The 12,502-nt window shown below is 58.3% G+C and carries 11 protein-coding genes; 6 read left to right on the forward strand and 5 right to left on the reverse strand.

The window, feature by feature from the left end:
- The first annotated feature begins 81 nt into the window (after positions 1-81).
- Together gyrA and ACXAET_RS05580 are read left to right on the forward strand one after the other, a co-directional pair.
- Positions 82-2,805, forward strand: coding sequence for a DNA gyrase subunit A (gyrA, locus tag ACXAET_RS05575; protein WP_475182314.1), 2,724 nt, complete (start codon positions 82-84; stop codon positions 2,803-2,805).
- A 182-nt stretch (positions 2,806-2,987) separates the two neighbouring features.
- Complete coding sequence (locus tag ACXAET_RS05580; protein WP_475182317.1) at positions 2,988-3,740, forward strand: ParA family protein; 753 nt, start codon at positions 2,988-2,990, stop codon at positions 3,738-3,740.
- Positions 3,741-3,773: 33 nt separating this feature from the next.
- Here ACXAET_RS05580 and ACXAET_RS05585 read toward each other — a convergent pair whose 3' ends face one another.
- Genes ACXAET_RS05585 through ACXAET_RS05595 form a run of 3 tightly spaced genes read right to left on the reverse strand, consistent with a single transcriptional unit; the run spans position 3,774 to position 7,197 of the window.
- Positions 3,774-5,243, reverse strand: a complete 1,470-nt coding sequence (locus ACXAET_RS05585) for a carboxypeptidase M32 (RefSeq protein WP_475182319.1) — start codon at positions 5,241-5,243, stop codon at positions 3,774-3,776.
- Between the two features lie 4 nt (positions 5,244-5,247).
- A complete protein-coding gene (gene ctaA / locus ACXAET_RS05590; RefSeq protein WP_475182322.1) occupies positions 5,248-6,393 on the reverse strand; it encodes a heme A synthase in 1,146 nt (381 codons plus the stop codon).
- A gap of 60 nt (positions 6,394-6,453) precedes the next feature.
- Positions 6,454-7,197 (reverse strand): RNA methyltransferase, encoded by a 744-nt coding sequence (locus ACXAET_RS05595; RefSeq protein WP_475182324.1) that lies wholly within the window; start codon positions 7,195-7,197, stop codon positions 6,454-6,456.
- 153 nt (positions 7,198-7,350) lie between these two features.
- Here ACXAET_RS05595 and ACXAET_RS05600 point away from each other — a divergent pair, with 153 nt between their 5' ends.
- The 4 genes from ACXAET_RS05600 (at position 7,351) to ACXAET_RS05615 (ending at position 10,557) form a co-directional block, all read left to right on the forward strand.
- Positions 7,351-7,968, forward strand: a complete 618-nt coding sequence (locus ACXAET_RS05600; protein ID WP_475182328.1) for a thiamine phosphate synthase — start codon at positions 7,351-7,353, stop codon at positions 7,966-7,968.
- Positions 7,969-8,013: 45 nt separating this feature from the next.
- Positions 8,014-8,907 carry a PfkB family carbohydrate kinase gene (locus ACXAET_RS05605; RefSeq protein WP_475182330.1) on the forward strand — a complete coding sequence of 298 codons (894 nt, stop codon included), beginning with the start codon at positions 8,014-8,016 and terminating at the stop codon, positions 8,905-8,907.
- Positions 8,904-9,815, forward strand: a complete 912-nt coding sequence (locus tag ACXAET_RS05610) for a pseudouridine-5'-phosphate glycosidase (RefSeq protein WP_475182332.1) — start codon at positions 8,904-8,906, stop codon at positions 9,813-9,815. Before ACXAET_RS05605 ends, ACXAET_RS05610 begins: the two co-directional genes overlap by 4 nt.
- 64 nt (positions 9,816-9,879) lie before the next feature.
- Positions 9,880-10,557 (forward strand): DUF502 domain-containing protein, encoded by a 678-nt coding sequence (locus ACXAET_RS05615; protein WP_475182334.1) that lies wholly within the window; start codon positions 9,880-9,882, stop codon positions 10,555-10,557.
- Here the strand turns inward: ACXAET_RS05615 and ACXAET_RS05620 are convergent, their stop codons facing one another.
- A complete protein-coding gene (locus tag ACXAET_RS05620; RefSeq protein WP_475182337.1) occupies positions 10,558-11,583 on the reverse strand; it encodes a patatin-like phospholipase family protein in 1,026 nt (341 codons plus the stop codon).
- Between the two features lie 16 nt (positions 11,584-11,599).
- Complete coding sequence (locus ACXAET_RS05625; RefSeq protein WP_475182341.1) at positions 11,600-12,373, reverse strand: 3-hydroxybutyrate dehydrogenase; 774 nt, start codon at positions 12,371-12,373, stop codon at positions 11,600-11,602.
- Positions 12,374-12,502 lie beyond the last annotated feature (129 nt).

Below are 12,502 nucleotides of genomic sequence, written 5' to 3' on the forward strand. Positions count from 1 at the left end.
TGCTTGCTTGCACCTTATGTGCCGGGTCTGATAAGGTGCATCCACAAGATATAGACCCTGCACAAAGAACGGGCAGTTTACGTGAGCGATACGCCAGAAACCCCAGAAAACATGGATGAAACCCCACCCCAGCGGCCCGTTTACGATGGCCCGACGGTGTCCATCGAATCCGAGATGCGCACATCCTATCTGGATTACGCCATGTCGGTTATCGTCTCGCGCGCGATCCCTGATCTGCGCGATGGGCTCAAGCCCGTGCACCGGCGCATTCTCTACGCCATGCACGAGACGGGAAATACACACGACAAGGCATACCGTAAATCCGCCCGACCTGTTGGCGATGTAATGGGTAAGTACCACCCGCACGGCGACAGCGCGATCTACGACGCTCTGGTGCGGATGGCGCAGGATTTCTCGATGTCGCTGCCTCTGCTGGATGGTCAGGGCAACTTTGGTTCGATGGACGGCGATAATCCCGCCGCCATGCGATATACCGAAGTGCGGATGGACAAGCCCGCCGCCGCCCTGCTGGCAGATATCGAAAAAGAGACGGTCGATTTCCAGGACAACTATGACGGCAAAGACCGGGAACCTACTGTTCTGCCCGCCCGTTTCCCAAACATGCTGGTCAATGGGGCTGGCGGTATTGCCGTGGGCATGGCTACGAATATCCCGCCGCATAATCTGGGTGAAGTGGTCGATGCCACTTTGGCTCTCATCGACGACCCGGACCTGACGTCGGAGCAACTGATAGAATACGTCCCCGGCCCTGACTTTCCGACCGGCGGCGTGATGCTCGGCCGGTCCGGCGCGCGCAAGGCTTATCTGGAAGGCCGCGGCAGCGTCATCATCCGGGCCAAGACCCGCGTAGAAGAGATCCGCAGGGACCGCTACGCGATTGTAGTGGACGAAATCCCGTACCAGGTTAACAAAGCCGCGATGATCGAAAAGATCGCCGAGGCTGTGCGCGAAAAACGTATCGAAGGCGTGTCTCATGTTCAGGACGAATCCGACCGCAACGGTGTCCGCGTCGTGGTTGAGCTAAAACGCGACGCAACACCCGAGGTCGTGCTGAACCAGCTTTATCGTTTCTCGCCCATGCAGACGTCCTTCGGCTGCAACATGCTGGCGCTGAATGGTGGCCGGCCAGAACAACTTACCCTGCGCCGGTTCCTGACCTCGTTCATCGACTTCCGCGAGGATGTCGTCGCCCGCCGCACCGCGTACGATCTACGCAAGGCACGCGAACGCAGCCATATCTTGTGCGGATTGGCCGTGGCCGTCTCGAACGTGGACGAAGTGGTCGCCACGATCCGGTCTTCGGCAGACGCCGCAGAGGCCCGCGAAAAGCTGATGACCCGCCGTTGGCCCGCGGCAGAGATCGAAGGCTATCTGCGTCTGATCGACGATCCTCTGTCCAAAATGAATGACGATGGCACCTATAACCTTACCGAGGTTCAGGCCCGCGCCATCCTTGACCTCCGTCTGCAACGCCTGACCCAAATCGGCGTCAAAGAGGTCACGGATGAGTTGGAAGACCTGGCCGCCAAGATCAAGGAATACCTTGATATTCTGTCCTCACGCGAACGCATCATGTCGATCATCGCCGATGAGCTGCGCGATGTGCGCAACCAGTTCGCCGTTCCCCGCCGGACCGAGATCGTGGACTGGTCCGGCGACATGGAAGACGAGGACCTGATCGAGCGGGAAGACATGGTCGTGACCGTCACGTCCGGCGGCTATATCAAGCGCACGCCTCTCGCCGATTTCCGCGCGCAAAAACGCGGCGGCAAGGGCTTGTCGGGTATGCAGACTAAAGAAGAAGACGTTGTCACCACCCTCTTTGTTGCAAACACCCATACGCAGTTGCTGTTCTTCACGACCGAAGGGATGGTCTACAAGCTCAAGACCTGGCGTTTGCCGCAATCCAGCCGGACCGGTAAGGGCAAGGCCATCGTGAACATTTTGCCGATCCCGACCGGAGTGTCGATCGCGGCGATTATGCCCGTCGATGTGCCGGACCAAGAATGGGAGAACCTGCAGATCGTGTTCGCCACCAGCGCCGGTGACGTGCGCCGTAACCGCCTGTCGGATTTTACCAATGTCCGACGCAACGGCAAGATCGCGATGAAACTGCCCGAGGATGTCGAACTGGTAAACGCCCGCATCTGCTCGGAAGACGAAGACGTGATGCTGGTCACAAATTCGGGCCGCGCGATCCGGTTCCGAACAACGGATGTGCGCGTGTTCAACTCACGTGAGTCCACAGGTGTTCGCGGCATCAAGCTGACAAATGGCGACCGGGTCGTTTCGATGTCGGTGATCCGCCACTTTGAAGCGGGACCGGACGAACGGGCAGCCTACCTCAAGATGCGCCGTGCTGTGGCGGGTATCGCTGACGACGGCGAAACCGACGAGGATGAAGCGGCACCAGGTACCATCACGCAAGAGCGTTATGCCGAAATGTCGGCCGCCGAGAACCTGATCCTGACCATTACCACCGGCGGCGCGGGCAAGCTGAGTTCCAGCCACGATTATCCCGTTCGCGGGCGTGGAGGTATGGGCGTGGCCGCGATGGACAAAGCCATGCGCGGCGGTGAACTGGTCGCCTCGTTTCCGGTTGAGATCGACGATCAGATCATGCTGGCCACCTCCAAAGGCCAGTCGATCCGGGTGCCGGTAGACGGGATTTCCTTCCGTTCGCGCTCGGCTGGCGGAGTCAAGGTCTTCAACACCGGCAAAGGCGAAGAGGTCGTCAGTGTCGCCTGGATCGCCGATCAGGGCGATGAGGAAGCCGAAGAATAACGTCAAGGCCCCAAAGCACCTGTTTTGGGGCCTTCCGTTTCCCGTAAGGACATAATTCGCGCTATACGGCGGTCTGAATACGCTATTTTCGTCCCATACATTGACTTGTTACGCGGTGCGCACTGAAACTCGCTGTCAGATCGGTTTGTGATTATCTGTTGGTGTGTGAGGTGCGATCCAAAATGAAGGTTATTGCCTGCTATTCCAACAAGGGCGGAGTGGGGAAGACGGCAACTGCAGTCAACCTGGCGTATTCCCTTGCAACGGCAGGCGTACGCACGTTGTTGTGCGACCTCGACCCTCAGGGCGCATCGGGGTACTACTTTCGCCTTAAACCGTCCAAAAAACTGACCGAAGCACGGTTCTTTGACGATGCCAAACTGGTGCGGAAAGCGATAAGAGAAAGCGACTTCGAAAACCTCGACATCCTGCCTTCAAACCCAAGCTATCGTGAATTCGACATTCTGCTGTCACAGATGCGCGCGGGGCAGTCCCACTTGGGCAGGGCTTTGTCGGGGGTGGAAAAAGACTATGAGGTTGTCGTGCTGGATTGCCCGCCGAACCTGTCGCTTTTGTCCAGCCACATTTTTGAAACGGCCGATGCAGTTGTTGTACCGGTCATCCCCACAACTCTGTCTCAGCGCACGTTAGAACAGTTGATAAAAGTGTTCCGAAAAAAGAACCTGCCGACAAAAAAGCTCCACTGCTTCTTTTCGATGGTCCAGCGGGCCAAGAACCTGCATCAGGACACGATCGCGGACATGAGAACCGCATATGGCAAACGGTTTCTTACGGCCCAGATTCCGTTTGCGTCCGACGTGGAAAAAATGGGGGTGCACCGGGCCCCGGTCATGGTGACGGCGCGCAGCAGCCCCGCAGCCCGAGCTTATGTATCGCTTTGTGAAGAGTTGATTTCTCGTGTCTTCAAAACCTGAGCAGAGCTGCCAGCCTCGCGTCTGCTTGAAAGCTCACAAACCGTAAAGCGCTCCAAATTTCTCCTCAAGATAATTTATAAACGGCTCGGGGCCAATGTCCCTGCCGCAAGCGCGCTGAATGGTTTCACGCGGTGTATATAGCCCGCCGTGGCGTTGCAGGTTCTCGCGAAGCCATCCGGTTGCGCCAGATGTATCACCAGCGGCCAATTGCGCATCCAGATTCGGCACGGCGTCGCGAAGCGCCTGATAGAGGCATCCGGCATAGACATTGCCCAGCGAATAGGTTGGAAAATACCCAAACAGCCCAACGGACCAGTGCACATCCTGCAAACATCCGTTCGAAGGTTTATCGACGGCATAGCCGAAATCCGCCTTGAACCGGTCGTTCCACGCCGTCTCAAGATCATTCACCTTAAGGTCTCCGGACATCAGGGCGCGCTCAAGATCGAACCGTAGCATGATGTGCAGGTTATACTGCACCTCATCGGCCTCTGTGCGGATATAGCCATTATGGACTCCGTTGACTGTGGCGTAGAAGGCGTCAGGGCCTGAAATCCCAAACTCTCCAAACGCATCAATCATCTGATCGTACAGCCAACCCGTGAACGCCCGAGAGCGGCCAAGTTGGTTTTCGTAAATCCGGCTTTGGCTTTCGTGCACGCCCATCGACACGCCCTGCCCCAACGGCGTGAGGGCATAGGCCGGGTTAATGCCCTGCTCGTATGCGGCGTGGCCGACCTCGTGAATGGTGGAGTAGAAACAGTTGAACGGGTCGGTCTCGCTGGTGCGCGTGGTGATCCGCACATCTAGTCCGCTGCCAGAGCTGAAAGGATGCACGGCCTTATCCATGCGGCCAGTATTCAAGTCATAACCAAATGTCGTTGCCAGTTTCTGCGACAGGCGCATTTGGGTAAGTTCGTCGAATTTCCCGGCTAAAACCTGAGGCGCGGGTTTTTCAAGAACCGCTGCGCGCAGGGCAACCAATCGCGGGCGCATTTGGTCGAAAATCTCGGAAATCTGCGCACCGGTTGTATAGGGCTCATAGTCTTCGACCATCGCGTCGTAGACGTCGCCGCCTTGCGCCAATGCCGTACCTTCTTCGCGTTTCAGCGCCACAACTTCTGTCAGAACGGGCAGAAACGCGCCCACGTCTTCATCCGCGCGGGCCTGTGCCCATGTGCCCTGAGCGGCAGAGGTCACGCGCGCGATTGCCTTAGCCAAATCAGCAGGCACTTTCACCGTCCGCTCATAGGTTCGGCGGATGTCGCGCAATTGGGCGCGGGCGACGTCATCTTTCGGGTCGGCTTTCTCCAGCCATTCAGCCACGCGCGGGTCAGATCGGCGCGCGTGCAAAACAGCCTCAATCGCGGCCATTTCGTCAGCACGCTGAGGCGCCGCACCACGCGGCATCATCGTTTCCTGGTCCCAACCCAGCCGCCCGGCAATCTGTCCCAATGCCGAGGTTTCACGCTGGAAGGACATCAACTCGTCGTAAGCGCTCATATATTCAAACTCCGCGGATCGAGGTCACGATTGGGTACGCGGTCAGAAAACGCGCGCGCAGGATGAGGGTCCAAACAACGACGGCAAGAAACTGGTGGACGATGGCGATCTGCCACGGTGCTGCATAGACGACCGTGACGATGCCGACCACGACCTGAAGGGACAGCGCGGCAAACGTGGCATTGAAAGCAAATCGCGTCTGCGAGTGCGCGCTGCTGCTGCCGCGCCGCCAGACGATGATGCCGAAGATCAAAAGAAGGTAACCCGCGCAACGGTGAATGAATTGCACCAGACCGGGACTTTCAAAGAAGTTGCGCCACATCGGCTCTAGCATTGTGGCGTCAGGAGGCAGAATCTGACCGCCGATAAGGGGCCAATCGGTGTAAGACCGCCCGGCATCTATACCAGCGACCATCGCACCGATGAGAATCTGCAAAAAGGTAAAATGCAGCAGTCCGGTGGACAGCGAGAACAGTTTTGCCTCCTTCGCGCGCCGGGCCTGCATCAGATCGCGTTCGTCGCGCCCCAGTTCAAAGATGTACCACGCAAGAAACCCAAGGATCACAAAGGCCAGGCCCAGGTGGGTTGCAAGCCGATAGCTGGCAACGGCAGTCATTCCTTCGCCCTGCGTCACGCCCGAGGCAACCATCCACCAGCCAACCGCGCCTTGAATTCCCCCAAGAGCTCCGGGGATCAGCAGCTTGCCGGTCCAACCGGTCGGGATTTTGCGCGCAATCAGAAACCCAAAGAACCCTAGCGCCCAAACCAGACCAATGACACGGCCCAGTTGGCGATGGCCCCATTCCCACCAGTAGATGAATTTGAAATCATCCAGCTCCATCCACTGGTTCTGGATGCGCCATTGGTCGATCTGTTTGTATTTGTCGAATTCAGACTGCCAATCCGCCTCATTCATTGGCGGAATAGCCCCTGTGATCGGACGCCATTCGGTGATCGACAGCCCACTATCGGTCAGGCGGGTCAGCCCGCCCACCGCGATCATCACCACAACCAGCGCGAACAGGATCATCAACCACGCGCGGATCGCTTTGCGTGCTCCTCCGCGCCCCCGGTCAAGCATACCCGGTTGAACCGCCTGTTGTTTTTCTGTGTCTGAGACGTCTTCGAAGATGCTGCGCTTACCGCTCATGCTGTCCTCATGTCCTGGATTTCGTCGCAAGCTAGGGCCATCAAGGGCGAAGGTCCAGCCTCAGCGCCTGTCCTTCCAGCGGACCATCTGACGCATGATCCCGTGCAGCATCTGCACATCCGCGCGTGTCATCCGCATCCGCGACCACAGATTGCGCAGGTTGGTCTTCATGCCTTCGGCTTTTTCGGGCGGGTAGAAAAAGCCTGCCTCGTCCAGCCGATCCTCATAATGTTCGACCAGCTTTTCAACCTCGATCCCGGTCGCCCAATCGCCTTTTCCCAAATCGGTGGCCTCATGCACCACATCCCCGGTCTGTCGCATCCACTCATAGGCCGTCAGCAACACGCATTGGGCAAGGTTAAGCGACGCGTATTCCGGATTAACCGGCACCGAGATTATGGCGTTTGCCTTGGCGATATCCTCATTCTCAAGTCCTGCCCGTTCTGGCCCGAACAGGACCGAGACCTTTTCCCCGGCAGCTACTTTCTGGGCCGCGATCTGCATTGCGCGTTCGGGGCTGTAGACCGGTTTGGTCAATCCACGTTGCCGGGCCGTGGTGGCGAAAACAAAAGTGCTGTCCGCCAGCGCCCCCGCAAGATCATCAAACAACTGTGCCTCGTCCAACAACCGGCCAGCGCCGCTGGACATCGCTACGGCCTTTGGGTTCGGCCAGCCGTCGCGCGGGGCCACGATCCGCATCCGGTCGAGCCCAAAATTCCACATTGCCCGCGCGGCTGCACCGATGTTTTCTCCCATCTGAGGGCGCACGAGCACAAAAGAAGGCTGAGATTGATCGCTGGGCATGGCTGTCTCCGAAAACTTGGCCTGCTGTAATCGGCGCGCTGGCGCAGGGCAAGTCATCCGGGCTGCCAATTGCGCCATATAACGGCATAAAAGTTTGCTTCCTCGGCGCAATCCGCTAAACCGCGCCAAAGACTGAAAGCGAAGGACGCGCCAATGGACACCCCCGAGCAGCCGCAGGTTTACCTGATCACTCCGCCAACCATCAAGCTGAGCACCTTCCCAGACCGACTGGCCAGCGTGCTGGACGGGGCCGAGATCGCCTGCATCCGGCTGGCACTGGCCGGCGGGGACGAAGACGCCATCGCCCGGGCCGCCGATGCCTGCCGTGAGGTCGCGCATGCCCGTGATGTGGCGCTTGTGATCTCGAACCATGTTCTGCTGGCGCTGAGGTTGGGTTTGGACGGGGTGCACCTGGACGATGCCGCGCGCTCGGTCCGGGCGGCGCGCAAGGAACTGGGTCCAGACGCCATCGTCGGCAGCTTTTGCGGAGCCTCAAGCCATGACGGCATGACGGCTGGTGAGGCCGGTGCCGACTATGTTGCGTTCGGCCCGGTTGGCGCTTCGGCACTTGGTGATGGCACCAAGGCCGAGCTGGACCTGTTTCAATGGTGGTCCGAAATGATCGAAGTCCCCGTTGTCGCCGAAGGCGGCTTGTCCCCCGAACTCATCCGCGACCTTGCCCCTTGCACCGATTTTTTCGGCATCGGCGATGAGATCTGGTCACAGGATGACCCGCTTGCCGCACTGAAAACCCTCACCAACGCGATGTAGGCGTTAACCCTTGCGCCCGTTCAAGGGCTGCGGCATGAGATCGACATGACTCAGAACAGTGAAATCCTGTGCATCGGCTCGGTCCTGTGGGATGTGATCGGGCGGTCAGCCAGCGCGATGCGGCAAGGCTCGGACGTGCCGGGACGGATTACGCGCCTGCCCGGTGGTGTGGCCATGAATATTGCCATGACGCTGGTCCGGTTCGGAATGACCCCAACCCTGCTGACAGCCATTGGCCGTGATCCCGAGGGCGACGAACTGGTCAACGCCTGCACCCGGTTGGGCATGGTGACGGACCATGTTTACCGGTCGCAGGATTTGCCAACCGACCGCTACATGGCCGTCGAGGGCGCAAACGGGTTAATCGCTGCAATTGCTGACGCGCATTCGCTGGAAGCTGCCGGCGCCAAGATTTTAAGCCCACTGATGGATGGGCCGCTCGGTCGAAATACCGAACCCTTCCAAGGTCTTATCGCCCTCGACGGCAACCTTACTTTAACCTTGCTGGAAGAAATCGCGCAGAGCCCCGCCTTTAAACAAGCTGATCTGCGCGTTGCCCCGGCCTCACCCGGTAAGGCGGAACGACTGCTCCCCTTCCTTCAGCACTCTCGCGCGACCTTATACGTCAACCTGGAAGAGGCCGGTATCCTGTGCCAGCGCGAATTCACTGATTCTGAAAGCGCGGCCAAAGGGTTGCTGGACCGTGGCGCGCTTAGGGTTCTGGTCACTGATGGCGGCAACTCGGCCACTGTCGGCAGTGCCGATGACCTTCTGACCCAAACACCCCCCTCTGTTCTGGTCACGCGCGTGACCGGCGCAGGAGATACTTTCATGGCGGCGCATATCGCATCCGAGGCTGAAGGCGCCACAAGCAATGAGGCGCTGAACCGAGCCCTGCACGCCGCCGCAACTTATGTTTCCGGAGAAACCCCACTGTGATCGACATCCAATATTCCGCCGAGGTCCGCGCCGCAAAAGACACGGGTCAGCCCATCGTTGCGCTTGAAAGCACCATCATCACGCATGGAATGCCCTACCCGCAGAACATCGAGGTGGCGGCGCAGGTTGAACAAGACATCCGTGACGCCGGTGCTGTGCCAGCCACGATCGCCGTGCTCAAAGGCAAGCTTCATGTCGGCTTGGAAGCGGATGAGTTGAAATCACTCGGTCAGGCACAAGGTGTCGCTAAGATATCCCGCGCGGACATGGCCGCATGTATTGCGACCGGTGGAACAGGTGCGACCACCGTCGCTGCGACGATGATCGCGGCACACTATGCTGGGATCGAAGTCTTTGGCACAGGTGGTATCGGTGGCGTGCATCAGGGGGCAGAAACATCGTTCGATATCTCGGCAGACCTTCACGAACTGGCCCAAACCCCGGCCACGGTCGTCGCAGCGGGTGCCAAAGCGATCCTCGACCTGGCCAAAACGCTTGAAGTCCTGGAAACGCTGGGCGTTCCTGTCATCGCTCATGGTCAGGACGAATTCCCGGCTTTCTGGTCCGCCAAATCGCCATACGCCGCACCGCTGCGGATGGACAACGCCGATGATATCGCCAAGGCCCACGCCACGCGGCGCGCGCTTGGGCTGCCCGGCGGCCAACTGGTCGCGAACCCGATCCCGGACGCCCACCAAATTCCGGCCGAAGAACTGGCCCCGATCATTGCCTTGGCCCAAGCTGATGCCGACGCACACCGGATCACAGGAAAGGGCGTCACGCCCTACTTGCTGCAACGAATCTATGAACAGACCGAGGGTCGTTCACTGACGGCGAACATCGCGTTGGTGCGCAACAATGCCCGGTTGGCAGCCAGAATCGCAATTGCCCTGACGAAAACTGCCTGAATTCTTTCTATTGTACCAAGACCCAGGACTGCTTAATTAAATCGGCAAACCACTCAGGATCGCAATGAACACACCGTTTGACGAAGAACCCCATCGCCGCCCGGGCTTGTTTTCCCGGCTGCGTGCGTCCTTTCTGACGGGCATCGTCGTCATTGCCCCTGTGTGGCTGACGATTTGGTTGATCTGGTCTGTGGTTGGCTGGATCGACAGCGCGGTTCTGCCGCTGATCCCGCAGCAATTTCAGCCCGAGCAGTATGTCGGCATAAACCTGCGCGGTGTCGGCGTTATCATCTTTCTGGTCTTCACAGTTCTGGTTGGCTGGATCGCAAAGGGAATTTTGGGCCGGTCTTTTATCTCGTTCACCGAAAGCCTGGTGGACCGGATGCCGGTGGTGCGTTCAATCTATTCCGGGATCAAGCAGATCTCGGAAACGGTTTTTGCGCAAACAGAGCGGTCGTTTGAAAAAGCCTGTCTCGTGCAATATCCGCGTCGCGGTATCTGGGCTATTGGCTTTGTTTCGACCAGCGCGAAAGGTGAGGTTTCGAAACGCGCAGAAACCGGCGGTGAACTGCTGAGCGTGTTCATCCCAACCACGCCGAACCCGACCTCAGGGTTCCTTTTGTTTTTTCCGATCGAGGACGTCATTCTGCTGGATATGTCCATCGAGGACGCGGCAAAACTGGTGATCTCGGCGGGGCTGGTCTATCCCAACGGAAAAGAACCGAAGCAACCTCCTGAGTAATCAGCTGAACATCTCGGGCAGATTAACGGTGCTGGCTTCACCCAGCTTTGACTTATGGTCGCTAATAAACCGATGCGTCGCCGCGCGCCCGGCCTCTTTCAGCTTATGCAGAACCACCGGGTTTGGAACGGTTTTTGTCGCCACTGACAGTGAATTCATCAATGCATCGTCGGCAATCATGTGGACCAGCACGCGGCTCATCTCACCCGCCTTCAACTTGCCCTCAGCCAACAACCGCTGAACAAAACTGATCGCGCGCAACTCACGAAACAGGGATGAGTTAAAGCTGATCTCGTTGATACGGTTCTGGATTTGCTGAGGCGTTTTTGGCACCTCGTCCCGTTCCAGCGGGTTGATATTAACGATCACCACATCATTTGGTAAATCATTGTTAAACAGAGGGTAAAGCGCAGGATTCCCGGTATAGCCACCATCCCAATAGGCCTCTTTCCGGCCGGATTTCGGATCGTAAATCTCGACCGCCTGAAACAGGTTCGGCAAGCAGGCCGAGGCCAGAATTGCATCTGTCGAGACTTCGTCACCCGTGAACACCCGGATTTTACCGCTGCGCACGCAGGTGGCGCAGACAAACAGGCGCGGGCCTTGATCAGCACAGATTTCTGCAAAGTTGAACTGATCCACCACCGGTTCCAGCGGATTGCGGTAGAACGGACCATAGGCGTAGGGCGACACAATCCGAGACCATGCGTCGCCCACCGAAAACGGCAGGGAATACTCCATCGCATGCGCGATTTGGGCAGGTTCAATCGCTTGCATCCAATTGGCAAGGCGCATATCGCCCACAGCGCCCATGCGCTCCCAAAGCTGATTCAGATTGTCGCGCGCTCCGTCGCGCCCATTCCGAACCATGCCGGACTTGAAAGCCGCACCGTTCAACGCCCCGGCCGAGGTTCCGGTGATCGCCGCAACCTCGATATCTTCTTCGTCCAATAAACGGTCCAGAACACCCCAGGTGAACGCACCATGCGCGCCCCCGCCCTGCAATGCCAAATTGATCCGTTTCATGGCGCGATCCTCTGACTTACAAAGCCGTCCAACCGCCATCGACCGAGATCGTTGTCCCCGTTATCTGTGCCGCCGCGTCCGAACACAAGAAAACCGTGGTCCCGCCCATTTGCTCGACCGTTGCAAAGGCCTTCGATGGTTGCCGTTCAAGCATCACGTTCTTTATGACATCCTCGCGGCTCATATTGTATTCTTTCATCGTATCGGGAATCTGCGCCTCGACCAGCGGCGTCAGTACATAGCCCGGGCAAATCGCGTTGCAGGTGATCGGTTCCTGGGCGGTCTCCAACGCCACGGTTTTGGTCATGCCCACCACGCCGTGCTTGGCCGCCACATAAGCCGCTTTGAACGGTGACGACGTCAGCCCGTGCGCCGACGCGATATTCACGATCCGTCCCCAGCCCGCCTTGCGCATCATCGGCAGCGCAGCCGCCATCGTGTGAAAGGCCGAGTTCATGTTGATCGCTATGATCGCGTCCCATTTTTCGACCGGGAACTGATCAATCGGGGCAACATGCTGAATGCCCGCGTTGTTCACAAGAATGTCGCAAGCGCCCGCCTTTTCGATCAGCCCGCGACATTCATCCCCATTGGACATATCGGCTTTGATGTATCTTGCCTTGGTTCCGGTTTCTTGCGAAATCTCGGCAGCCAGCGCGTGATCTTCATCCCGGTCGGTGAACGAATTCAGAACCACGTTAGCTCCGGCTTTTGCCAATTCACGCGCAACTCCCAGACCGATACCCGAATTCGACCCCGTGATAACTGCTGTTTTACCCGATAAGCTCATAAGCTCTCTCCCTCAGATTTCGCTTTCGGCGCACATTGCCATGCTGCACCTGCAAAGAAAACTGGGAAACATCCCGGTGCTGCTTCTGGCCTGGAAAATGCCAAAAAAAACGCCCGCGCAAGGCGGGCG

Source organism: Ruegeria sp. AWH4_226 (assembly GCF_056159225.1).

Coding starts and splice junctions, on each gene's coding strand:
- ACXAET_RS05580 (WP_475182317.1), top strand. CDS start 2,988: ATGAAGGTTATTGCCTGCTATTCCAACAAGGGCGGAGTGGGGAAGACG.
- ACXAET_RS05585 (WP_475182319.1), bottom strand. CDS start 5,243: ATGAGCGCTTACGACGAGTTGATGTCCTTCCAGCGTGAAACCTCGGCA.
- ctaA (WP_475182322.1), bottom strand. CDS start 6,393: ATGAGCGGTAAGCGCAGCATCTTCGAAGACGTCTCAGACACAGAAAAA.
- ACXAET_RS05595 (WP_475182324.1), bottom strand. CDS start 7,197: ATGCCCAGCGATCAATCTCAGCCTTCTTTTGTGCTCGTGCGCCCTCAG.
- ACXAET_RS05600 (WP_475182328.1), top strand. CDS start 7,351: ATGGACACCCCCGAGCAGCCGCAGGTTTACCTGATCACTCCGCCAACC.
- ACXAET_RS05605 (WP_475182330.1), top strand. CDS start 8,014: ATGACTCAGAACAGTGAAATCCTGTGCATCGGCTCGGTCCTGTGGGAT.
- ACXAET_RS05615 (WP_475182334.1), top strand. CDS start 9,880: ATGAACACACCGTTTGACGAAGAACCCCATCGCCGCCCGGGCTTGTTT.
- ACXAET_RS05620 (WP_475182337.1), bottom strand. CDS start 11,583: ATGAAACGGATCAATTTGGCATTGCAGGGCGGGGGCGCGCATGGTGCG.
- ACXAET_RS05625 (WP_475182341.1), bottom strand. CDS start 12,373: ATGAGCTTATCGGGTAAAACAGCAGTTATCACGGGGTCGAATTCGGGT.